The sequence below is a fragment of the Lysinibacillus sp. FSL K6-0232 genome (assembly GCF_038008325.1).
Lineage (GTDB): Bacteria > Bacillota > Bacilli > Bacillales_A > Planococcaceae > Lysinibacillus.
The window spans coordinates 2,743,729-2,767,223 of sequence record NZ_JBBOYW010000001.1 but is presented as its reverse complement, the minus strand read 5'-3'; the positions used below and the strand labels follow the sequence as shown (position 1 = coordinate 2,767,223).

The window sequence follows — 23,495 nt, the reverse complement described above, 5'->3', positions numbered from 1 at the left end:
CAGATGAGCCGATGCTGCAAACCTTAACCGAAATCAATTAGTTGAAGCCGTATCTATAGAAAGTGTTTGCCCATAATAGGTATTCTCTTTACATGGGAAAATTGCGGATAATGCTCGCTCACATACCTAGCGCTTGAAAAAGAAAATAATTATAGGGGATAATTTGTACATTATTGGATTGTATAAATTATCTCTTTTTATTTTGAAAAGTTTCGACCAAACACTGTATTTATAGGGGGCAACGGCAGGTTGCGCCTTGATGCACCTATAACTATCTTTACTTTTTTTATTCACTCTCCACATAATGAATAGTAAGAAAGGGCGATGAACAACATGATTTTTAGCGAACGATTAAAACAAGAAAGAGAGAAGAGGGGCTGGTCACAAACGGAGCTTGCTGAAAAAATTCAAGTTAGTCGTCAGGCTGTTTCAAAATGGGAAACAGGCAAAAACTATCCTAGTATTGAAATCATTATTGATTTAAGTGATTTATTTGGTATTACGATAGATGAATTATTAAGGAGTGATGAAGAGTTGAAGGCGAAGGTTATTCAAGATAGTAAACAGTTGGCATATCCAAAATGGAAGGTATTTTTTGATAGTGTATTTTTATTAGGGGCTTTCCTGCTAGTCATTAAACTAAGCATTCTTGCGCTTAATCACTTTGCGGGCACAAATATTACGATTTTAGAAGGCTTACCAAAAGCTGTGCCTAACTTTTTACCATTAGCTCTTATGTTAATTGGAGGCATTGCTTCAGATCAATTAAAAAATAAATATATAGATTAATGTTAAAGGGGCTACTTTGCAAAGTAGCCCCTTGCTATTATTTAGAAAGCTCTGATAGTAATTCTTTGCCGTTTATTGTTAGCTTAGAAGCGGAGATAAGAATCGGTCTAAGTTCTTCGTAATAAGTGTCTAGGATAGCATAAAATGCTGTCCACTGTTCGTCAGCTTTTTCATCTTCACCACTTTGACTAAGAGTAATAGCTTCCTCATAATATTGCTGCAACTTGTTATAATCATCTTCCTGAATATCAAATTCAAAATGAGTGATAAATTCTTCAAAAGAAGCAGGCTTTATATGTGTGCTTAATAGTTGATGGAATTGTTCCCATAGCTCTGTCGATAGCTCTTCGTTATGCTCTGCATCTGCCGTTAATGCTTTTTCATAAACGGCTTGAAGGTTTGCTAGCTCATCTTCTGGTATCTCTACTTCGTAATCAGCCATATATTCTTCAAATGTTAATGGTGGGTATAGCTCATCGAAATAGGGATTGAGAATTGTATAGAAGGCATCCATTATTTCGCTTGCTTGTTCTGCTTTATTCTCTTTTGCTAGCTTAATGTATTCCTGATAAAGTGTTTCAAGCTGCTTGCGATCCTGCTCTTTGATAACAATATCATTTTTAGTAAACTCAGCTTCATTAATAAATTCTTCAAATGGTTCAGGTTCCCAACTTGCTAGCTCATAAGGCGTTACGATACGTTCTATTTGTTGCCACGCTTTGTCTAGCTCATCATAATTATCTTCTTTGGCTGCCTTTTTCAAGTCATGAAAGAACTTTTCTAGCTGTACTAATTCTTCGGCTGTTATACCCTCAGGTAAGGTTTTTTTATAGACATCAAATGTAAGAAAATCTAAATAATCTTCCACGATGCTTCCTTCAACTGAAACTTCCTGACCTTCTGCTAATGCTAGCTGCTGAATTTGTTTGTCAGAGAAGTTGTATAGACCGATAAAATAGTTTTTGCCGTCTGCTCCCTTTAATGTGATGCTTTCCTCATCAAAATATTGAATAGTGCCTGTGAAGGTTTGCGCTAATTGTGTAACGGCATTGCTTGTTGTTTCTACAGGCGCTGCACCAACATAAAGAGGTGTTAAAACAGTTAGACCTAATGTAAGTGCTGAAGCAGTGATCCATGTTTTTGTAAATGGCTTTCTCATAAGTATCGATTCTCCTTTTAAATTGACTGGTGTTTCCAATTATTAGACGTTTTACCAACCAAAAAGGTTTTCTCTTTTTGGAGGAAATTTAATTTACTATTTGGGCAAATAAAAAAAGTAAGACCTTCTAAACATAGAAAGCCTTACATAGTTGTTATTACCCTACTGGTACGGGTGTTACTTCAGCGGGTTTTGGTGGTACTAAGTCTTGTGGGATCAATGCTTCATAGGCTTCTCCATCAAGACGTTGTGCCAGCTCTACCTTTGCATCCTCAATCAATGCTGGGTTTTCAAGCGCAGAGATAGCTGTGCAAGCAATTGCTTTGCCAGCAAATAGGGTTGCTTCATGTGCATAGGCTGATTTTCCTTGTGCAACAGCCTGCCATGTATGGAATGGTGTACCGAATGCCCAAGTTGCTGTTGTACATTGTGCAGTTGGGACATTCCAGCTAACATCTGCGACATCTGTTGAACCGCCCATAAACATAGGCTCGCTTGGAAGCGGTGCAAGGAAACTAGCAATTGGTTTTTCTGCTAATTGCTGTGCTAGCTCCTTGCCTACTTGTGCAGCAGCTACTTTTTTCTCTTCCTCAGAAAGTGTTTCATAAAGCTCCTTAGCAAATTGTAAATCCTCATCTGTTATAGCAAAGCCACCTAGCTCATGCATATGCTGATGCATTACTTGCTCTAATGTTTTGTTAGGAATTAAATTATGGCAAGAGCCAACGATTTGCTCCTCTACAGATGTTTCGGTCATTAAAGCTGCACCTTTTGCACAGTTTAGTACACGTTGATATAAATCCTTTACTTGGCTTGGCTTTGGTGCACGAATAAGGTAAGTTACCTCAGCCTCTGCTTGTACAACATTTGGAGCAAAGCCGCCTGTATTTGTCACAGCGTAATGAATTCTTGCTTCATCCACCATATGCTCTCGTAAATAGTTGACACCGACATTCATTAATTCAACTGCATCTAATGCACTTCGCCCAAGATGCGGGGAGGCAGCGGCATGTGAGCTACGTCCTTTAAACTTAAATGTAGCATTAATAACAGCATTTGCTCTTGCATGCATGACCGCATTAATTGTTCCAGGATGCCAAGAGAATGCCACATCCACGTCTTTAAAATAGCCATCACGTGCTAAAAATGCTTTACCATAGCCACTTTCTTCAGCAGGGCAGCCAAAGTATTTTACTGTTCCTGTTAAATTGTTTTCTTCTAAATATTGCTTTGTAGCAATAGCACCAGCAAGCGCACCAACGCCTAAAAGATTGTGACCACAGCCATGTCCATTGCCATTTGGGGTAATTGGATTATAGCTTGAGCTACCTGCCTGCTGGCTTAAGCCTGCAAGTGCATCAAACTCACCCAAAATAGCAATAACAGGCTTGCCACTTCCAAAGGTTCCAATAAAGCCTGTTTCAAGATTTGCAACACCTCTTTCTACATGGAAACCTTCAGCCGCTAACGTTTGGCATAATACATCAGCAGAGCGAACCTCATCAAATCTTGTTTCCGCAAAGCCCCAAATACTATCACTCACATTTTTATAGACTTCACTTTTTTGATCAATAAAACTAGCAATTTTTTCTGTTAAACTCATACTCTTTCACTCCTTAGCTAATGATTTCCTTATACGGAAGGGGAATTGGCAACAACAGCCTGCTTATTTGGCCGAATCATAAATAATGACACTGCACATACAAGCGTAAAGCCAATTAACATGGCAAATGCAGAGCTATAAGAGCCGCCAAAAGCGTCTACTAAAAAGCCAATAAGCATTGGTGTTAAGACACCTGCAAACTGTGCCCCTGTATTAATAAAGCCGTTTGCTGTACCTACAACAGCCTCTGGTAAAATTTTAAGTGGGACAGATGTAATTAAAATAATATTAAAGGACAACATCACCGTTACAATACTTTGACAAATTGTGAAAATTAACATGCTTGGTGCATTTGCCATTAATAAAAGGAAAATACCTGCGATAATAGCGAAAATGCCTGCGATTAGTTTATCTTTTCCTTGTGGCAGTTTATCTAAAATATAACCGCTACAAAGCATCGCGAAAATGCCAACAAATGGAGGAATAGCTGAGTAAATGCCAACAGCAGTTAGCTCTAATCCTTTTACTTTTGATAAGTAGGTAGGCATCCAAGACATTAAGCCCCAATTCACTGCGTAAATACTAAAATAAGCAATAAACAATTTCCAAATCATTGGTGTTTTTAAAACATCTCTTAACGGTGCTTTTGTAGCTGGTGTTTGCTCTATTGTTGCCTGTGCTGGCTTTTCTTTTACGAAAAAGAAGAAAGCGAGTGCAATAAAAATACCAGCTGCTCCAACAATGTAAAAAATCTCTCGCCAGCCTAGCGCTAGCATAAGGTAAGTTCCTGCAATTGGTGCAACAACCCCCATAATAGAGCCAGATGTTAACATAATTGACATTGCTTTACTACGTTCATGTATTGGGAACCAATTGGCAATACTTTTTGATGCTGCAGGGAAATAGCTGCCTTCACCAACCCCGAAAAGAAAACGAATAACAATAATCGATAAAAACGACCATGCAGCCCCTGTTAGAATGGTGAATACAGACCATACTAAAATGGTTGAAATTAATACTTTACGATAGCCAAAGCGGTCTGCCAGCCATCCACCGGGAATTTGCATTAAAGCATAGCCAGCAAAGAAGCTACTTAAAACGATACCTGTTAGTGAGTCTGTTAATTGTAAATCTTTTGAAATATCGAGGATTGCGAAGTTTATAATGAAACGGTCAAAGTTTCCTAATGACCATCCTATAAACAACATAGCAATAACAATATATCTTGTGTTTTGTGACTTTGCTGCTGTCATTGTTTTTCCTCCTCACAATAGTAGTTTTGTGTATATTGCAAAGTATAAAAAATTAAGACTTTTCTAATAATGTGCGTTTCTATATAATAAAGCTATTAAATATAGATGTTTATACATAAAAGTGAGGCATATATGAATGATCGATGTAGAAAAAATAGCACAATTTCTCCTTAACACCTGTCAGCTTACACAATTTCAATTATGGAAAAAGCATGATGGAACTGGTTTTTCGCTTGCTATTTCTCAAGGCATAGAGCATATACTACCGCCCTCCTCAGCTATTTCTGTAGATTTTCATGATTATTATGTTGAAATAGATCACAAATGTACATTTGTGATTCGTACTGATCATCAATGGATGCCCTCGCCGACGGAAGAACAAATACTAGAGGCATTACTATATGCATATCAATTGGCATTAATGGTCGAAAAAGAGCAATTTATTCGAGAAAAAATGATGGAAAGTATAAGAGAAATTTCTGCCTTAAATGATATTCAAATATTGCTGACAAAAATTTTGGAGAATGCATTATCCGTTATTCCATCAGCAGATTTTGGTGTGCTTTGGATGTACGATGAAAATAACACAACATTGATACCAAAAGCTTGGACAGGTGGGCCAGGTGAGGATATTCAACATATGCGTGTTAAGGTGGGAGAGGGGATTATTGGCAGAACATTTAAAGAACAGCAATCCATTATCCTTACTTCCTATCAAGATGTTTTAAAGGCATCATCATCGTTAACAGAAGAAAATCTACGCCATTTATTAAAAGCCTATACATTTGAGCATGTGCAGTCTGTTATTTCTGTGCCAATTGCAGTAGAGGACCAAACACTATGTGTATTAATTATTTATCAAAATGGAGAAGATGCGCTGCTGACAATTGAGGATATGCAGCTTTTAGAAAGCTTTTCTGATCAAGTATCGATTGCTCTAACGAATTCAAAGCTATTTCAGCATTTAAAGATGCAAAATGAGCTGCTGCTTCAACGCGATCAGATTCATCACACCTTTATGAAACTGTCCTTGCAAAACACAGGAATGCAAGTCATTGTCAATGAAATAAGACATATGCTAAACTTACGCCTTGTTATTATGGATTTTACAGATGATTTGATATATGCAAGCCCGCGTCATTGGTTGGATGATATCCATTTATTGCGCGCTATTAATCGAAGTGATGCGCCAGCATTTTATACAATAAATATAGATGATGAGCTTATTACTTGCTATATACAGCCAATTGTTGGGATTGATCAAACACTTGGTTTATTGCTGGTGGAGGTGAATAAGGAGAAGCTTGAACCGCTTCAGCAGCTTATTATTGAACAAGCAAGCGCAATGATTGCCCTTGAAATGATCCGAAAACAAACAATTGTGGATGCATTTTATAAAAAAACCCATGATCTTTTTCATGATTTTTTACTATGTAAAGACCCTGTTCAGCTTATAAAAAAGGGGGAAGAGCTTGGTATTCAGACAAATGTCTATTATGCTGTTGTGCTTATTCAATTATCGTCAGCCTCTAATATTCAAGGAATGGATATGCAGGTGCATTTTTTAATTGGTGAAATAAAAAAACAATTTCAAGAGCATGCACTGATTGTCTTTGGTTTTGGCAATAAAATAACGATTCTTTGTCAATTTAAGCAACTAAGTAATGAGCTGCAATTTCTAATGCAGCAATTGCAAACAAGCTGGGAGAAGGCAAAACATAATATGCTAAAAGTTGGTGTTGGCTCCATGTATCAAGGGATAGAGCAAATTGCGAAAAGCTATAATGAGGCGGATAAAGCACTATCATTTTTAATGACACGTCAGCGCTGGGGCATTATGCACTATCAGGAGATTGGTGTCAATCGACTATTTATCCATCAAACACAAGAGGAGCTACTCAGCTTTGTTAACGAAGTTTTTCAACCGTTAAAAAATGAAAAAACGAGGCATCAATTACTAGAAGAAACACTGCTAATATATATGGCGCAAAATGGCTCTATAGGGGAAACTGCAAAGCAATTGCATATTCATGTTAATACATTATATCAGCGACTAAGAAAAATTGAGGAAAAATTAAATATTTCTTTTCAAAATACAGAGGATGTTTTAAAATTACAGCTTGCCTGTTATTTAAAGGAAATGGTTTATTAAAAGGTAAAAAATCTGCCTAGGGAAGGAAAGCAGATTTTTTTACCTGTTTACATTTCATCTTGGAAATAAATTTTATAGAACTTTCGATTGGTTGCTTCATCATAGCCAACCTCAATTAGCTCATCAATATGTTCAATATGCTGAATATTGACCTGAATTTCAATATTGCTATCTAGCTTAATTTTACGTTTATATTTCTTTTCAGCTTTTTCAAGTGCGCTGTCAGAAATAATCGTTTCATAGGGTTTAACGGTTTTAACAATGATATCCTTTTCGGTAGCATCTATTTGCTCAAACACCGTATCAATATAATGGTCTACTTGAAATTCCTCCTCATTTCTAAAGTAGTCCAATGTTTTATTTAACAGCCCTAGCTTCTCAGTGCTTGTATAATGCTCTTCTTTTAAAATATATTTCTTGCATTCAGCCAACGCTAAATCTGTTTTATAATAGTGCTCATCCGCTGCCTTTATTTTTAAAAAACGCTCTTGCCAATAAACAATGTCCTCTTTTCGTTTTGTTTTAATAAAAACGGCAGGGGGTTGGTCTGGTCCCATATCAATAATAATCGCTGCATTGTTGATTTTTTTGACATTGATGCCATCAATACCATTGACGGTCATTTGATGATGGTCATTTTGCACATCTAAAAATATTTCTTTTTCATCAATTTTTACAATGGCGATTACTTTTTTTGTTTCATCTAATAATAAGCAATTATCAAACAAACCGATAAATAGTTCACCGCTTTTAATATTAGGGTGCTGCGATACACTATGTAAGTGTTTAGCGATATTTTGGGATTGTTCAAGAAAGCTATTTTCCTGTGTAAAGATTGCCTTGGCATAGGTATAAACTTCGTTAAGGGTAATCGTTATTTCATGAAAAAATTCGTATTGCTGCTCCATATCTATTTTATGAAAGGCAAGCTGTGTAAAGGCTGCTTCTAGCATTACCTCGGGCTGCGTCAGTGCTTCTTCCCCTAAAATAAGTGTTTCCCCTATAAAATGCATACTATATTGCGCTAATGTACTTTCACTCACTTCTAGCATAAAATCCACCTTTTAATTATTTATCGTAGCTAGTATATCATATCAGATTAACCATTGATTGCGACGCTATGATCGTATAGATTTATAACTAGCAAACACGCCCAATATTCAATGCATCTGTTTATAGTAGTAGTCAAAAGTCTTTTTTTCTACAATAGGAATCTAGCATTATATTGAATAGCGTTATGATATAATTATTTAGAAAAGTATGAAAAAGGAGAGGGTTTGTGTGGGGAGTTATCTTAAGATTGCAGTAGCTATTGATTTTTCGGAGCAGTCACTTAAAGCTTTTGAGCGAGCAAGTCAATTAGCATTACAATACAATGCTGTTTTACAATTAGTCAGTGTTGTGGATACAAAATCATTTGGAGCAGCATCGGCATATGATTTAAAATATGCAGAGGCACTAAAGCAGGAATATGCAGATAAGATTGAAAAATTGGTAAAAGAGGCATTACAGGCAGGTGTGAAAGAGGTAGAGTCAGTAGTAGAAGCAGGTTTGCCTAAAGCAATCCTAACACAGCTACCAAATATTGATTTACTAGTTTGTGGGGCAACGGGTTTAAATCGGATAGAAAAAATGGTGTTAGGGTCAGTTGCAGAAAAGGTGGCTCGTCATGCACCATGTGATGTTTTAATCGTGCGCTAGAGTAGAAGAAAAAACAACCTGCTTGTACGCTAAGGTGGCGATAAGCAGGTTCTTTTACTTATTCAATTGTTTGAGCGTTATCGATAACTTCTTGAGGGATATCAATTGTTTTCAGGTGATCGAATTCCGTGTATGTGATAACTGATTTTGTATTCATCACCATTTCATTACCTTCAACATTCATTTTTAAGTCAAAATTCATATCCATTTTGTTTGTATCGAATGTATCTTTGTCAATGTATAGAACATAGTTGATTTGATCAATTGTTAGTCCATCTAGTGGGTTTTCACCTAGCTCCATACCTTGCATTGATTTTTCAATTTCTTCATCAATTAATGCTTTAAATTTATCGCCTTCTGCATCTAATGTTAGTACATATTCATCATCTGTTTGTTCAAATGAGAAGTCATCGATAAATGATTTTAGCTGCTCTAATTGTTCCTTTGCATCTGCAGAGGAAGCTGTTTGCTCTAAAATTTCATCAAAGTTATCATCAGGAAGCTTTAACCAGCTATCAGATGCTGTATCCTTCATGAAGAATCCTGTACCTTGTTTCATATACATTTCCATTGGTAAGTCTGTTGTTTCTCCACCCTCACCTAGCATATTAGGCATTGTCATCGTGCCTGATAAATGCATTTCCAGCGGATCAACGATAAAATCCATATCCATTTTTGTGCTAGAAGAAAACTCCATCGCTTCCTCACCAGCACCAACCTTTGTTGCCTGTGTCATATCCATCGTGGCACTTGCACTTTTAATATTTGTCTGACGTTCCACAGCCTTATCATATACTTGTTCTAAAGTAAGGTCACTTGTTTTTGTTGTATCTTTTTTAGGCGTAGCGCTAGAATTACAAGCGGCGAGTGTTAATGCGAGTGTTCCAACTGCTAATACTTTAATAAATTTCTTCATTCGCTTCATCTCCTATTTTCGATAATAAATACTATCTTGCTCTAGTATACATGGTAAAAAAGGAAAAGTTTCGTTATTTAAAGAAAATCATCGTATTGTACTAGTTGGAAAGGGTCAAAGGAATCAAATAAAAGCTGTCGTCAAAATACCATTTAGCATGGTATTTTGAGACAGCTTTTTGTTTGTTAATGATAGCCCCAAATCATCGCGAACAATGTACCAATAATTGTTACAACACCTACGAATACTGAATATAAAATCGTTGTATATAACGTTTTCTTATCTTCAGATTCGCCAATATGCATAAATAATACTAATTGTACAGTTGCTTGTGCAAGGGCAGTGACAAGTAAAATAGCGAATGCCATTTTATAACTCATATCAAAGGTTACAACGGCTAAAGCGACAAGTGTCAGTAATAATGAGAAGCCGAAGCCCATGACATGTTGTTTAGGGAATAATTCCTTCATCAGCTAATCAGTCCTTTCAAGTAGACGAAGCTGAAGATGAAAATCCAAACAACGTCTAGGAAATGCCAGTACAATGAGAAGATAAACGCTTTATTTGCTGTTTGTGGATTTAAACCACGTTTTGCGACTTGGATTAAAATCGCTACGCCCCAGAAGAAACCGAATGTTACGTGGGCACCATGTGTTCCAAGTAATGTCATTAATGATGATAAAAATGCACTTGTTTGAATTGTTGCACCTTCATGTACATATGTGACAAATTCATCAATCTCAATGGCTAAGAAGCCAAGACCTAGTAAAAGGGTAATAATGAAAAATGTCATCATTGCCTTTTTACGGCCGATACGCATTGCGTGAACGCCAAGACCAATTGTAAAGCTACTTGTTAATAATAAGAATGTTTCCCATAAGACAGGCGTTAATTCAAAAATTTCAGCGCCATTTGGGCCACTGCCTGTGCGTGTATGCAGTGTGAAATACACTGTAAATAACGTGGCAAATAACACGATTTCGGCGCCGAGGAAAACCCAAAAACCAAAGATTTTTAGGCGGTTTTCCTCTGTACTATATTCTAATGGAAGTGAAGAATCGATTTTCATATTATTTATCACCTCTCAAGCTTTTTTCAGTTGCCATTACTTCCTCAACTGAAATGTAACGACCGTGATCTTTTTCGAATGAACGATGGATCATAAAGCCAAATACACCAAGCATACTAATAATGGCTGGAATCCATAGATTGAAGACAGCGAAGAATGCTGCAAGGAAGAAGAATCCACTCATCCAAAATGGTGTGCCAGTATTATTAGGCATATGAATTTTTTCAATTGTACCTGCTGTAATATCGCGACCTTCTTTTTTCGCAAACCAAAATTCATCTAAACGAGTGACTGTTGGTACTACCGCAAAGTTGTATTCTGGCACTGGTGAGTGAGTAGCCCATTCAAGTGTGCGACCATCCCAAACATCTGCTTTTTCATTACGAGGCATATGTTTCCAGCTGTAGTAAATATTATAGACAAGTAATACAAAGCCGACTGCTAATCCTAATGCACCGACAAACGATAGCATATTCAATGGACCGTAGCCAGTAGATTCAGAGTATGTGTACATACGACGAGCATAACCATCTAAACCTAAAATAAATAGTGGGAAGAATGTTACGTTAAAGCTTACGGCAATAAACCAGAAAGCAGCTTTCCCTAATTTTTCATTTAAACGGAAACCAAACATTTTTGGCCACCAGTAATGGTATCCTGCAAGTACACCGAATACAGTACCTGGTATTAATACATAGTGGAAGTGGGCAACTAAGAACATTGTATTATGATATTGATAGTCGGCACTTGCCATCGCTAGCATAACCCCTGTAACTCCACCAATTGTGAAGATTGGAATAAAGCCAAGCGCATAAAGCATTGGGGTTGTAAACTGAATTTTCCCGTGCCTCATTGTGAGTAGCCAGTTGAATATTTTAACCCCAGTAGGAACGGCGATTGCCATTGTTGTAATAGAGAATACACTGTTTACCATTACACCATGACCCATTGTATAGAAGTGGTGGGCCCAAACTACGAATGATAGTAGGGAAATGACCACCATACTCATCACCATTGATTTGTAACCGTATAAGTTTTTACGTGCGAATGTTGCAATGATTTCTGAGAAAATACCGAAAGCAGGTAGGATAACAATATAAACCTCAGGATGTCCCCAAACCCAGAAGAGGTTGGCCCAAAGCATATCCATACCACCATCTTGCATCGCAAAGAATTTTGTACCGAATTGACGGTCAAGCATCATTAGTGCAAGCGCTACAGTTAATACTGGGAATGCAAAGACAATAATAATATTTGTAATTAAAATGGACCAAGTAAACATTGGCATTTTCATTAATGTCATACCAGGTGCACGCATTTTAATAATCGTTGTAATAAAGTTAACACCTGTCATTAATGTACCAATCCCTGATAATTGTAGGGCTAAAGAGTAATAGTTATTCCCAACCGTTGGACTGAAATCCGTACTTGCTAGTGGGAAATAGGCTGTCCAACCAGCATCTGGTGAACCACCAATAATAAATGATAAGTTTAATAAACCAGCACCTGCTGCGAATAGCCAGAAGCTGACTGCATTTAGACGTGGGAATGCAACATCACGTGCCCCGATTTGTAGAGGAATCACAATGTTCATTAACCCAATAACAAATGGCATTGCCATAAATAAAATCATTAGTAATCCGTGTGTTGTGAAAATCTCATTATAATGTTGTGCATCAAGAAGTCCGTTATCTGGAACGGCTGTTTGTGCACGCATTAATAGTGCATCGATACCACCGCGGAATAGCATTAATAAGGCTACTGCGATATACATAATCCCGATTTTTTTATGGTCAACAGTTGATAGCCAGTTTTTGTAGAAATAGCCCCATTTTTTGAAATAAGTAAGGCCAGCTACAATCACGACTGCTCCAACAACGATACTAATAGCTGCCGCTAAAATCATCGGTTCTTGCATTGGATGGAATAATTCTTCCATACTCATGGGATGCGCTCCTTTCAGCATTAAAAATTAATAGGTATATGTGTTCAATCTTAATGACCTGAATGTTCATGCTCCATATCTGTGTCAGACATATCGTCATGCTCCATATCCATATGTTTACCATGCTCCATTGGTGCAGGTCTGAAATCTAAATGTGTAGATGAGAAGCTTTGGCGACCAACATGCTCTGCCTCTAAAAGCTCATCGAATTTTTCTTCAGTTAAAGGTTCTTCTTTTGCCTTGACATCAGCCACCCATTGATCGAAGTCCTCTTGTGTCATAGCTTGTGCTTCGAATTCCATTTCGGCAAATCCACGACCATTGAAATTAGAGTTACGTCCCATAAATGAACCAACTTCATCAGCAGCTAGGTGAATCGTTGTTAACATATCACTCATCGCATATTTTTGACCTGCTAATTGAGGAATCCAAAAGCTTGTAATTGGTCCGAATGAGTAAAGTTTAAACTCGATTGGACGGTCCACTGGAAGATTGACATAGTTGACTGTTTCCACACCTTCTTCTGGATAGCTAAAATGCCATTTCCAGTTAGAGGATGATGCATAAATAACTAAAGGCTCCTTATCGTCATAACCTGCTGGCTGCGCTTCTACAGTAGATGTTGTTTTAACCGTTACGATTGCTAAAAATGCTACGATAATAATTGGAATGACTGTCCAAGTGATTTCAAGCAAATGGCTGCCTTCTTCATGGGGAGGCTCATAATCTGCTGGTGCTTTGGAAGCGCGATATTTTGTTAGCATAAAGGCTAAAAGCACATACACGACTAGTAATATAAAGGCCATTGTAATAATGGATAAAATAATTGTGTTTGATAATGTTTCAGCATTTGGTCCTTTTGGATTGAACACTGTTAATGGTTCACATCCAGCGAGAAGGGCACTTAATGCTACAAACAATAAACTTAATTTTTTCTTCATGTTTGACTCCTTTCTATTAGAACAGCTATTCATAAAACTCTTGTGTTTTTTTATCAGTGCACATTTACAAATAGTGGATACTGAGGTCACCTCTTTTATAATGGCGTATCAATCAATTATTGATTGATCTAATGCGAACATTAGCAAAGGCAATAATTGTGCAATCGTTTGCAAGCTTGTGCATTGCACGCACCTATGATTGTCACAATTTGTCGTTGTTTGCATCTTGGATTATACGCCCTGTTTTTAAGAAAAAACATTATTTTGTTATGAAAATGATAGTAAAGGGGAGTTGAATTTGAACATTTTTTGAACAGAAATCATTATTTCAATATTAATATTTTTAAGTGCTGTTTATTAAACACTGTAAAAACGTTGAAAACACTGGATTCTTGATATTTAACTAAGTAAATAATTTTTTTTGTGAAAAATGTATTTCACATTTTAGACGCTGATTTGTAATAAAGTCAGTGCTTTGACAAGTATAAGCTTATTTTTTATTTGCCTTTTTTTAAAATAAGGAGTAAAAGCCAATAGGGGGTATGGAAATAATAGGGTGAATTCTCAGTGATAAGAAAGGATGGAAAAGGTATAGAATAGAAGAGGATATAATTATTTTGAAATAATAATAAATTTTCTTTGTTATCCATAAAATTCCTGTATATGTTCTATTTGAAAAATAAAAAAGCAAACTAAGAATTATCCTAGTTTGCTAACAAGGTAGAAAAATTTATGCAAAATAAGCAGGATACGGACTAGAATAGCATTTTTCTAAAAGCCAGCTAGGCACCGAGCTTTAACCATTTTGCTACTTGTCCATAAATGATATTTTGAAGCTGAGGGGCTTTATTATTCATTTTTAAAGAAAAATACAATGTTTTCATAAAGTTTAATGTACTAGTACGTCCACTAAAGAAACTTTCATTATAGCCCTGTGTCATTAAGTGTATTTCAAATTTATCAAAGGACTGCTCTACAAATTCAATAAGTGCCTCTTCAGAGTAGTGCTGATCTAATAATGCCTCTACAATATTAACGAAACGTTCTTCCTCATCATTGATATAGACAATGTCTTTCCATGTAACAAGCTTTAATGCATGTAAGATAGATGGTGCATATTGTAAGTTGAATTTGGGGTGTTTAATGGCTGTTGCGGCTAAATCTGCACCGTGAGCAATGCTATGAGCCCATCCTTTGTCTTGTACATATCCTCTTGTATCTTGCTCTACTAGTAAATAGCGACCAATTTTTTTAAAGAATGTTTGCAGGTCATCATCATCTAAAACAAGCAGCTCAGCATCCTTGGCAAGCAGACCTGCAACAAGTAGTGCAGAAAATGAGCGGGTAAAAACACTATCTGTATTATTTTCACCTATGTGTAAATAAAGGAAATCCTCGCTTATTGCCGTTTGAAATAAATATTGCAGTTGCTGTGTGCTTAACAAATTATCACTTAGCAAATCAATAAATGTACGATAAATAGAATGGTCACGTAGTTCAGCATCTGTAGAGCCAATGTGTGCTAACATTTGTTGTAATAGCCATTCACCGTGCTGTGACATAAATGCTTGTCGCTCAGAAAGTGTCATGGTAGAAAAATTTTGTAATGCTTCTTGAATCATCATATTTTGATAAGCCCCTATCTTAAAATTGATACAGGTATATTATAGCTCGAATTGCCTTAATTTGCTGATGGGGCAGATATCTTTCTATTTTCAGAAACAATAGAAAGTTGTTATGATAGAAGCGCATTAAGGAAATATCATAAAAAAGACATACCTATTTAAAAGTATGTCCTGATCAAACTATAAGATGGATGCTGATTTTATACCGATAGGCCATTCTGTATAGGTATGTTGGTTTGTTTTTAGCTCAACGAGAATATTGGTATTTTTGATAGCATCAATTAGCCATTCACTATAATGTTGATCTGGCTTAGGGTGCTGTAAAATTTGTTGCATATCCTTTTTATCAAGATGTAGTAGCTTATAGTTACATTCAATATTTACTTTTTGTGGGATAATTGACAGCACTTCATATGGATGACCAAGTGAAATAGGGTTAGGAATCAAGCCTTGGATACGCAAAATATAAGTACAGGCTTCTTGAGTGTATACATCGACCTTTGTACGCGTTAAAAATTCAAATTCTAACGGACTATCTTGCCGAGGTCCGTTCGCTGTAGCGAATGAAATGACTTTAATTGATCGTGCTTTGAATGCAGATGAGATACAATGATCAAATTCAGTGATTGTATCTAGTAATTGCATGTAGTCCACTCCTTGTGAAAAAACGTGATTTCTTAATAGAGAGTAATGAATAGCATAAAAATTTAGACTATTCTAAGTATAATACAATTTATTACAAAACATGAATACAAAAGCAATGATTTTTTACTAAATGAGTCAAAATAATTACTGCTAATTTCAGGTGGTATAGGCATACTGTTGTGCTTTTAGTGCAAAGTAATAGCAAAAGGTAATTCAAAATCATTGCTTTGGTCATTGTCGATGGTGAGAAAAAGTGAAAAATAGCCATAAAGAGGTGAGAAAAATGACAAAACGGAAACATCATGTTATTAAACATAACAATATTGTAGTTTTTCCAGGCACTGTCCAAGCTTTAATACGTGAAGGGCATAAGTTTGCAGAGAATTATCAATATGAAGAGGCTGTTGCAAGTTTTGAAAAAGCATTTATGTATGAAGCAGGAGATGAGTTTGCTCTTAGTGCCTATGCCTTTGCTTTATACGAAGTAAAAAACTATGCTAAAGCGAAACATGTATGTGAACAGCTCCTTGCGATGGGAACAACATTATATGCAGAAGTGATGGAGTTGTACATTACTATATGTATGCAGCTAAAGGAATACAATCATGTAGAAACGTTAATTACAACGCTTCTTGAAGAAAATGTATTACCATATGACCAAGCTGAGAAATTTAAACGCTTGAAAAATTTGAATCGGGATGTATCTAACAATCTTGCAAAAAAGGAGCAGGCGCAATATTTTGTAGAAACAGGCGAATATGAGCTGACGCAATTTTGTGCGCTTACACCAAATGAACAATCTAATCGCCTGCATCGTCTAATGGATACAAATGTAAGGCAATTGAAAGAAGCTTTAAAGGCTATTGTTGAATGCTCCAGCATTCATCCATTTGTCCAAAGCCTAGCTTTAATTTTACTAGTGGAACAAGAGGTGGCAATGGATATTAACGTGTCAAAATTTAATCAAACAGCAACGGTTAATCCTGCACAGCTTGCATTACCAAATCAGCTGCCACAATATGAGGAAATAAAAAATATTGTTGAAAATAAATTAGAGCAAGACCCATCGACCTTAGAAATGGTACAATATTTAATGGCGAAACATGCTATTGTCACATATCCGTTTGAATGGCATCCATTTGAAGCCGATGATGTTGCCTATAGCTATATTGATTTTGTCTTTTCAATGTTAGGGAATGTGCAAGAAATGGATTATGAAATCGTTGAGTTTTTACAAATGTTAGAAAAGTTAACAGAACTACAGTCGATATGAAAAAAGTTGAAACTATACACATCTATGTTATACTAAAATGGTTGTCAAAATCGTAGTTACGAATGAATTGTCTAACATTTAAACTTGATTATTTATTTGGAGGTATTTATACATGTCAGCAAAATGGGAAAAACAAGAAGGTAATATCGGTACTCTTACAGTTGAAGTACCAGTTGCAGAAGTAGATGCAGCAATGGACCAAGCGTTCAAAAAAGTTGTAAAACAAATTAACGTACCAGGTTTCCGTAAAGGTAAAATGCCTCGTAAAATGTTTGAACAACGCTTTGGTATTGAATCTTTATACCAAGACGCACTAGAAATCATCGTTCCTGATTCTTATGCAAAAGCAATTGATGAAGCGGGAATTATGCCAGTTGATTACCCAGAAATTTCTGGTACAGAAAACTTTGTACATGGTCAAGATTTCACGTTCACTGCACAAGTAACAGTGAAACCAGAGCCAAAACTTGGTGAATACAAAGGCTTAGAAGTAGCAAAACTTCCAGTAGAAGTAACTGATGAAGAAGTAGAAGCTCAAATTCAAGAGCAATTAGCTCGTAAAGCAGAGCTTGAAATTAAAGAAGACGAAGCAATCGTAGAAGGCGACACAGCAGTAATCGACTTTGAAGGTTTCGTAGGTGAAGAAGCTTTTGAAGGTGGTAAAGGTGAGGACTACCCACTAGAAATTGGTTCAGGTTCTTTCATCCCTGGCTTTGAAGAGCAACTTGTAGGCGTAAAAGCTGGCGAGTCTAAAGATGTTGTTGTAACATTCCCAGAAGAATACCATGCAGCTGAATTAGCTGGTAAAGAAGCAACTTTCAAAGTAACAGTGAAAGAAGTAAAAACAAAAGTTCTTCCAGAATTAAACGATGAATTTGCAAAAGAATTAGACCCAGAGGTTGAAGGCGTTGACGCTTTACGCGCTAAAATTAAAGAGCAAACTGCTGCTCAAAAAGCAACGGAATCAGATGCGGCTCTTCGCGATGAGCTAGTAGAAAAAGCGGCAGAAAATGCTGAATTTGAAGTACCAGCAGGTATGATTAACTCTGAAACAGATCGCATGTTACAAGAGTTTGGTCAACGTTTACAAATGCAAGGTATGAATTTAGACCTTTACTATCAATTCTCAGGTCAATCTGAAGAAGATTTACGTGGTCAAATGAAAGAAGAAGCTGAAAGCCGTGTACGTGTATCTTTAACACTTGAAGCGATTGCAGAAGCTGAAAAAATTGAAGCAACTGAAGCTGATATTGAAGTAGAATTAGAAAAAATGGCTGCTCAATTCAATATGACAAAAGAGCAAATTACAGATGCTTTAGGCGGTACAGCTGTACTAGAAAATGACATTAAAATTCAAAAAACAGTTGAATTTTTAGTAGAAAACGCTAAAATTACTGAATAAGATTTTTATGTAACTTGATAGCTAATAGAAAACAAGGTACGGCATTTAACCGTGCCTTGTTTTATCACATAGACTGTTTAATCAGTCCTATTTTACTTACTTTACACTTCACTTATACATAGTATTGTTAGTTTTACACGATGGGAAATTAAACTTCATTGACAAAATCCTTCTCTTGAATGTAGTAAACCTTGGCGAATAAATGTAGTAGATTTTAAAGAAAAGCTATGTAGCTGATCGAGATGTCAGTCATTTGATGCCAACTTGTATCTCAAGTGTCAGTAGTGAAGAGCTATAAACATTAGTACACCGTAAAGTCGTGAAGCAAACAAATTCCTGCCAACTAGGAAGGAATGCTAAATGGGTAAAAGTGACTGCTAATATTTCTAGGAGAGCTTCATTCATTTGATGAAAATGGACATCTATTTCAAAATTTGTTCATCGTGAGAAATGAAGTAAACAACATGATGGTACACGATCATCTATGCAATGACATAAATCGTGCAGACAATTTATTTGATAAAGGTTCAATAATCTTGTAAGATTGTTGCTTGAATAGGGGTGAAACATATTGTTCAAATTTAATGATGAAAAAGGCAATTTAAAATGTTCATTCTGTGGAAAGCCACAGGAACAGGTACGTAAATTAGTGGCGGGTCCTGGTGTTTATATTTGTGATGAATGTATCGAGCTTTGTTCAGAAATCGTTGTAGAAGAACTAGGTGTGGAAGAGGAAATTGAATTCCAAGATATTCCGAAACCAAAGGAAATTTTAACGATTTTAGACGAGTATGTTATTGGACAGGAGCGCGCTAAAAAAGCATTAGCAGTTGCAGTGTACAATCACTATAAACGCATCAATACGAATAGTAAGATCGATGATGTAGAACTGGCAAAATCGAACATTGTGTTAATCGGCCCAACTGGTAGCGGTAAAACTTTATTAGCTCAAACATTAGCACGTATATTAAATGTTCCATTTGCTATTGCAGATGCCACTTCACTAACTGAAGCAGGCTATGTTGGTGAGGACGTTGAAAATATTTTATTAAAATTAATTCAATCAGCTGATTATGATATTGAACGTGCTGAAAAGGGCATTATCTATATTGATGAAATTGATAAGGTTGCTCGTAAATCAGAAAATCCATCAATCACACGTGATGTTTCTGGTGAAGGTGTGCAACAAGCCCTTCTTAAAATTCTTGAAGGAACAGTAGCAAGCGTTCCACCACAAGGAGGACGTAAACACCCTCATCAAGAATTTTTACAAATCGATACAACTAATATTTTATTTATTGTTGGCGGAGCATTTGATGGTATTGAAGCAATCATTAAACGCCGTCAAGGTGAAAAAATAATTGGTTTTGGTTCCGATCCAAGTAAAACAGATGTAGATGAAGGTTCTATTATGGCCAAATTGATTCCAGAGGATTTACTGAAATTCGGTTTAATACCAGAATTCATTGGTCGATTACCCGTACTTGCAAGTCTAGAGCAATTAAATGAAGCTGCACTTGTACAAATTTTAACAGAGCCAAAAAATGCACTAGCGAAGCAATATCAAAAAATGCTTGAACTAGATGGTGTTGAGCTTGAATTTGATGAAGATGCGCTTGTTGCCATCGCAAAGGAAGCAATTGAGCGTAAGACAGGTGCACGTGGTCTTCGTTCAATTATTGAGTCAACAATGCTTGATGTAATGTACGAATTGCCTTCTCGTGAAGACGTGAAAAAATGTATCATTACAGCAAAAACAATTACGGATAAAGAGAAACCGAAATTGCTTCTTGAAGATGGCACTGTACTCGATGAAGGTAGCGACACAAAAACTTCAGCATAACGAACAGACATAGCTGTCTATGGTTATGAGATAGAGAGTAATTAGCTGACTTCGGTTGTGCAATGTTCGCACATATCGAAGATCAGCTTTTTATTCATTCTTACATAATACCAGCTGTAACTAAAAGAAATTTTTGGCTCGCATGATTAACTAGTGTGAATCAGTTTTTTAAACACATACTAGTAGCGCGGGATGTGAACATGAAAATTTTGACGGAGGTGAATGCCCGCATGGTAGCTATACAAAAAACAACGAATGTACCATTATTGCCTTTACGTGGGCTTTTAGTATACCCATCGATGGTGTTACATATTGATGTGGGTAGAAATCGTTCTGTAGCGGCGTTAGAGCAAGCAATGTTAGAAGACCAAATGATTTTATTAGTAACACAGAAGGAAATGCATGACGAACAACCTGACGAGCAGGATTTATATTCGATTGGCACAGTTGCTTATGTGAAACAAATGTTAAAATTGCCAAACGGCACATTGCGTATTTTAGTGGAAGGGCTTGCTCGGGCAACATGGACAAATTACCGTGTGCTAGAGAAGTATACGGTTGTTGATGTTGATATTAAAGAGGAATCAACAAGTAAAGATGTAGAAACACAGGCTTTAATGCGTACACTACTAACGTATTTTGAAAAATATGCAAAGTCCTCTAATAAAATCACAAATGAAACGATTAGCACAGTAGCAGATATTGAAGAGCCGGGTCGTTTAGCGGATATTATTGCCTCTCATTTGCCATTTAAAATTGCAGATAAGCAAGAGGTACTGGAAATGCTGAGTGTGAAAAAGCGACTTGATCATCTAATTATTCGTTTACACGATGAGCAGGAAGTATTGGATCTTGAAAAAAAGATTAACTCCAAAGTAAAGCAATCGATGGAGCGCACACAGAAGGAATACTATTTACGTGAACAAATGAAAGCTATTCAAACAGAACTCGGAGATCGTGAAGGGAAAACTGGTGAAGTAGCAGAATTACGTAAGCGTATCGATGAAGTTGGGATGCCTGATTCCACAAAAGAAGTCGCACTTAAAGAACTGGATAGATATGAAAAATTACCAGCTGCTAGTGCAGAGAGTGGCGTTATTCGCAATTATATTGATTGGCTAATTTCCTTGCCATGGACAGATGCTACAGAGGATCGCATGAATATCAATTATGCAGAACAAATTTTAAACCGTGATCATGATGGTTTAGAAAAGGTAAAAGAGCGTGTCCTTGAATATTTAGCGGTACGCCAGCTTAAAAATTCTTTGAGAGGCCCTATCTTATGCTTGGCAGGACCGCCAGGAGTAGGGAAAACATCATTAGCTCGCTCGATTGCTGAGAGTCTAGATCGTAAATTTGTCCGTATTTCCTTAGGTGGTGTACGTGATGAATCGGAAATTCGTGGTCATCGCCGTACGTATGTAGGGGCAATGCCAGGGCGAATTATTCAAGGAATGAAAAAAGCAGGCACTATTAATCCTGTATTTTTATTGGATGAAATTGATAAAATGTCTAATGACTTTAGAGGGGATCCCGCAGCAGCAATGCTGGAAGTTTTAGACCCTGCACAAAACAATACATTTAGCGATCATTATATTGAGGAGTCCTATGATTTATCCAATGTTTTGTTTATTGCAACAGCCAATGATTTAAGTACAATCCCGGGACCTTTATTAGACCGTATGGAAGTGATCTCAATTGCAGGCTATACGGAAATTGAAAAAGCACAAATTACGAAAAACCATTTAATACCTAAGCAGTTGAAAGAGCATGGCTTGAAAAAAACACAGGTTATTATTAAAGATGAAGCAGTTATCGATATTATACGTTATTATACGCGTGAAGCAGGAGTTCGAAGCTTAGAGCGCCAAATTGCTACGCTTTGCCGTAAAATTGCTAAAATTATTGTATCTGGTGAGAAAAAACGTGTAACCGTCAACTCCAAATCATTACAGCAGCTACTTGGCAAGCACCGTTTCCGTTATGGGCAGGCAGAGAAGGAAAATCAAGTAGGAGTTGCTACAGGATTAGCTTATACAACAGTTGGTGGCGATACACTACAAATTGAAGTGTCCTTAACACCCGGAAAAGGTAAGTTACAGCTTACTGGTAAGCTTGGTGAAGTGATGAAGGAATCTGCACAAACGGCATTATCCTATGTGCGTACAAAAATGGATAAGCTAAATGTCGATGCAGAATATTTTGAAACACATGATATTCATATCCATGTACCAGAAGGTGCTGTGCCAAAAGATGGACCTTCTGCTGGTATTACAATGGCGACAGCAATTGCTTCAGCCATTTTACATCGCCCAATTCGTCGTGAGGTTGGGATGACAGGTGAAATTACACTACGTGGTCGTGTATTACCAATTGGGGGCTTAAAAGAAAAAACATTAAGTGCTCATCGTGCAGGCTTAACGACAATTATTTGTCCAAAGGATAATGAACGAGATTTAGAAGATATTCCTGATAGCGTACGTGAGCAGCTTACATTTAAACTAGTGTCAACGGCTGATGAAGTGTTAGCCTATGCACTGGATGGAGGTTTTTAGAAAAATGAAAGTCCATAATGTCGAAATGGTCATTAGTGCAGTGAGGCCAGACCAATATCCAGAAGATGGACTGCCAGAATTTGCATTAGCAGGTCGTTCAAATGTAGGGAAATCTTCCTTTATCAATCGAATGATCGGACGTAAAGCTTTAGCACGTATTTCTTCTAAGCCCGGCAAAACACAGACATTGAACTTTTATAAAATCGAAGAGCAACTGTTTTTTGTAGACGTTCCGGGTTATGGCTATGCGAAGGTTTCGAAGTCTGAGCGTGAGGCATGGGGAAAAATGATTGAGCGTTACTTAACAGGACGTCAGGAATTAAAGGCTGTTGTACAAATTATTGATTTACGTCACCCCCCAACAGCGGATGACCGCATGATGTATGATTTTTTAAAGCATTACAATATTCCTTGCATTGTGATTGCAACAAAGGCAGATAAAATTCCAAAAGGTAAATGGGATAAACATAAAAAAATCGTCAAGGAAACATTGGAGATGGAGAAAAGTGACCCACTTGTTGTATTTTCTTCAGAAACGGGTCTTGGCTTTGAAGAAGCTTGGCGAATTATCGAAAGTAAAATGTAACAGAAAAACATCTATTGCGTCTAACTATTTAGGACAGT

The 23,495-nt window shown here is 36.8% G+C and carries 19 protein-coding genes; 8 read left to right on the top strand and 11 right to left on the bottom strand.

The genetic code is table 11. The features are described 5' to 3' along the window. The first annotated feature begins 333 nt into the window (after positions 1–333). Positions 334–789, top strand: coding sequence for a helix-turn-helix domain-containing protein (locus MHB42_RS13475; RefSeq protein WP_340808600.1), 456 nt, complete (start codon positions 334–336; stop codon positions 787–789). Positions 790–826: 37 nt separating this feature from the next. Here the strand turns inward: MHB42_RS13475 and MHB42_RS13470 are convergent, their stop codons facing one another. The 3 genes from MHB42_RS13470 to MHB42_RS13460 all read right to left on the bottom strand — a co-directional run bounded on the left by MHB42_RS13470 (position 827) and on the right by MHB42_RS13460 (position 4,804). After that, positions 827–1,948, bottom strand: a complete 1,122-nt coding sequence (locus MHB42_RS13470) for a hypothetical protein (protein ID WP_340806785.1) — start codon at positions 1,946–1,948, stop codon at positions 827–829. Positions 1,949–2,105: 157 nt separating this feature from the next. Further along, positions 2,106–3,551, bottom strand: coding sequence for a M20 family metallopeptidase (locus MHB42_RS13465; RefSeq protein WP_340806784.1), 1,446 nt, complete (start codon positions 3,549–3,551; stop codon positions 2,106–2,108). 29 nt (positions 3,552–3,580) lie between these two features. Next, complete coding sequence (locus MHB42_RS13460; protein WP_340806783.1) at positions 3,581–4,804, bottom strand: MFS transporter; 1,224 nt, start codon at positions 4,802–4,804, stop codon at positions 3,581–3,583. Between the two features lie 136 nt (positions 4,805–4,940). On the opposite strand from MHB42_RS13460, the gene MHB42_RS13455 reads away from it, so the two are divergent. Further along, positions 4,941–6,956, top strand: a complete 2,016-nt coding sequence (locus MHB42_RS13455) for a helix-turn-helix domain-containing protein (RefSeq protein ID WP_340806782.1) — start codon at positions 4,941–4,943, stop codon at positions 6,954–6,956. 47 nt (positions 6,957–7,003) lie between these two features. Here the strand turns inward: MHB42_RS13455 and MHB42_RS13450 are convergent, their stop codons facing one another. Further along, the gene (locus tag MHB42_RS13450; RefSeq protein ID WP_340806781.1) at positions 7,004–8,008 is read right to left on the bottom strand and encodes a nucleoid-associated protein; all 1,005 of its coding nucleotides are present in this window, start codon (positions 8,006–8,008) and stop codon (positions 7,004–7,006) included. Between the two features lie 229 nt (positions 8,009–8,237). On the opposite strand from MHB42_RS13450, the gene MHB42_RS13445 reads away from it, so the two are divergent. Continuing rightward, a complete protein-coding gene (locus MHB42_RS13445) occupies positions 8,238–8,657 on the top strand; it encodes a universal stress protein (protein ID WP_340806780.1) in 420 nt (139 codons plus the stop codon). A gap of 58 nt (positions 8,658–8,715) precedes the next feature. Here the strand turns inward: MHB42_RS13445 and MHB42_RS13440 are convergent, their stop codons facing one another. From MHB42_RS13440 to MHB42_RS13410, 7 genes are all read right to left on the bottom strand, one after another. Then, positions 8,716–9,573, bottom strand: a complete 858-nt coding sequence (locus MHB42_RS13440; RefSeq protein WP_340806779.1) for a DUF6612 family protein — start codon at positions 9,571–9,573, stop codon at positions 8,716–8,718. Positions 9,574–9,758: 185 nt separating this feature from the next. Further along, complete coding sequence (gene qoxD / locus MHB42_RS13435; RefSeq protein ID WP_340806777.1) at positions 9,759–10,043, bottom strand: cytochrome aa3 quinol oxidase subunit IV; 285 nt, start codon at positions 10,041–10,043, stop codon at positions 9,759–9,761. Further along, positions 10,043–10,642, bottom strand: coding sequence for a cytochrome aa3 quinol oxidase subunit III (qoxC, locus tag MHB42_RS13430; RefSeq protein ID WP_340806775.1), 600 nt, complete (start codon positions 10,640–10,642; stop codon positions 10,043–10,045). The genes qoxD and qoxC overlap by 1 nt, the downstream gene beginning before the upstream one ends. Before the next feature lies 1 nt (position 10,643). Then, positions 10,644–12,587 (bottom strand): cytochrome aa3 quinol oxidase subunit I, encoded by a 1,944-nt coding sequence (qoxB, locus tag MHB42_RS13425; protein ID WP_340806774.1) that lies wholly within the window; start codon positions 12,585–12,587, stop codon positions 10,644–10,646. A gap of 50 nt (positions 12,588–12,637) precedes the next feature. Continuing rightward, complete coding sequence (gene qoxA / locus MHB42_RS13420) at positions 12,638–13,528, bottom strand: cytochrome aa3 quinol oxidase subunit II (RefSeq protein WP_340806773.1); 891 nt, start codon at positions 13,526–13,528, stop codon at positions 12,638–12,640. A gap of 782 nt (positions 13,529–14,310) precedes the next feature. Continuing rightward, positions 14,311–15,153, bottom strand: coding sequence for a DUF2785 domain-containing protein (locus tag MHB42_RS13415; RefSeq protein WP_340806772.1), 843 nt, complete (start codon positions 15,151–15,153; stop codon positions 14,311–14,313). A 180-nt stretch (positions 15,154–15,333) separates the two neighbouring features. Next, entirely contained in the window at positions 15,334–15,798 is a 465-nt protein-coding gene (locus tag MHB42_RS13410) for a hypothetical protein (RefSeq protein WP_340806770.1), read from the bottom strand. 283 nt (positions 15,799–16,081) lie between these two features. Here MHB42_RS13410 and MHB42_RS13405 point away from each other — a divergent pair, with 283 nt between their 5' ends. The 5 genes from MHB42_RS13405 (at position 16,082) to yihA (ending at position 23,457) form a co-directional block, all read left to right on the top strand. Further along, positions 16,082–17,071 carry a hypothetical protein gene (locus MHB42_RS13405; RefSeq protein ID WP_340806769.1) on the top strand — a complete coding sequence of 330 codons (990 nt, stop codon included), beginning with the start codon at positions 16,082–16,084 and terminating at the stop codon, positions 17,069–17,071. Between the two features lie 112 nt (positions 17,072–17,183). After that, positions 17,184–18,473, top strand: a complete 1,290-nt coding sequence (gene tig / locus MHB42_RS13400; protein ID WP_340806768.1) for a trigger factor — start codon at positions 17,184–17,186, stop codon at positions 18,471–18,473. A gap of 571 nt (positions 18,474–19,044) precedes the next feature. Beyond that, positions 19,045–20,316, top strand: a complete 1,272-nt coding sequence (gene clpX / locus MHB42_RS13395) for an ATP-dependent protease ATP-binding subunit ClpX (RefSeq protein WP_340806767.1) — start codon at positions 19,045–19,047, stop codon at positions 20,314–20,316. A gap of 230 nt (positions 20,317–20,546) precedes the next feature. Beyond that, positions 20,547–22,871: an endopeptidase La gene (lon, locus tag MHB42_RS13390; protein ID WP_340808599.1), complete on the top strand. Its 2,325-nt coding sequence runs from the start codon at positions 20,547–20,549 to the stop codon at positions 22,869–22,871. Positions 22,872–22,875: 4 nt separating this feature from the next. After that, the gene (gene yihA, locus MHB42_RS13385) at positions 22,876–23,457 is read left to right on the top strand and encodes a ribosome biogenesis GTP-binding protein YihA/YsxC (RefSeq protein ID WP_340806765.1); all 582 of its coding nucleotides are present in this window, start codon (positions 22,876–22,878) and stop codon (positions 23,455–23,457) included. Positions 23,458–23,495: the final 38 nt, after the last annotated feature.

Bases quoted from the DNA above. Each gene is read 5' to 3' on its own strand.
- lon (WP_340808599.1), top strand. From the start codon at position 20,547: ATGGTAGCTATACAAAAAACAACGAATGTACCATTATTGCCTTTACGT.
- MHB42_RS13410 (WP_340806770.1), bottom strand. From the start codon at position 15,798: ATGCAATTACTAGATACAATCACTGAATTTGATCATTGTATCTCATCT.
- qoxA (WP_340806773.1), bottom strand. From the start codon at position 13,528: ATGAAGAAAAAATTAAGTTTATTGTTTGTAGCATTAAGTGCCCTTCTC.
- MHB42_RS13450 (WP_340806781.1), bottom strand. From the start codon at position 8,008: ATGCTAGAAGTGAGTGAAAGTACATTAGCGCAATATAGTATGCATTTT.
- MHB42_RS13460 (WP_340806783.1), bottom strand. From the start codon at position 4,804: ATGACAGCAGCAAAGTCACAAAACACAAGATATATTGTTATTGCTATG.
- MHB42_RS13465 (WP_340806784.1), bottom strand. From the start codon at position 3,551: ATGAGTTTAACAGAAAAAATTGCTAGTTTTATTGATCAAAAAAGTGAA.
- MHB42_RS13475 (WP_340808600.1), top strand. From the start codon at position 334: ATGATTTTTAGCGAACGATTAAAACAAGAAAGAGAGAAGAGGGGCTGG.
- qoxB (WP_340806774.1), bottom strand. From the start codon at position 12,587: ATGAGTATGGAAGAATTATTCCATCCAATGCAAGAACCGATGATTTTA.
- qoxD (WP_340806777.1), bottom strand. From the start codon at position 10,043: ATGAAGGAATTATTCCCTAAACAACATGTCATGGGCTTCGGCTTCTCA.
- MHB42_RS13470 (WP_340806785.1), bottom strand. From the start codon at position 1,948: ATGAGAAAGCCATTTACAAAAACATGGATCACTGCTTCAGCACTTACA.
- tig (WP_340806768.1), top strand. From the start codon at position 17,184: ATGTCAGCAAAATGGGAAAAACAAGAAGGTAATATCGGTACTCTTACA.
- qoxC (WP_340806775.1), bottom strand. From the start codon at position 10,642: ATGAAAATCGATTCTTCACTTCCATTAGAATATAGTACAGAGGAAAAC.
- MHB42_RS13405 (WP_340806769.1), top strand. From the start codon at position 16,082: ATGACAAAACGGAAACATCATGTTATTAAACATAACAATATTGTAGTT.
- MHB42_RS13440 (WP_340806779.1), bottom strand. From the start codon at position 9,573: ATGAAGAAATTTATTAAAGTATTAGCAGTTGGAACACTCGCATTAACA.
- yihA (WP_340806765.1), top strand. From the start codon at position 22,876: ATGAAAGTCCATAATGTCGAAATGGTCATTAGTGCAGTGAGGCCAGAC.
- MHB42_RS13455 (WP_340806782.1), top strand. From the start codon at position 4,941: ATGATCGATGTAGAAAAAATAGCACAATTTCTCCTTAACACCTGTCAG.
- MHB42_RS13415 (WP_340806772.1), bottom strand. From the start codon at position 15,153: ATGATGATTCAAGAAGCATTACAAAATTTTTCTACCATGACACTTTCT.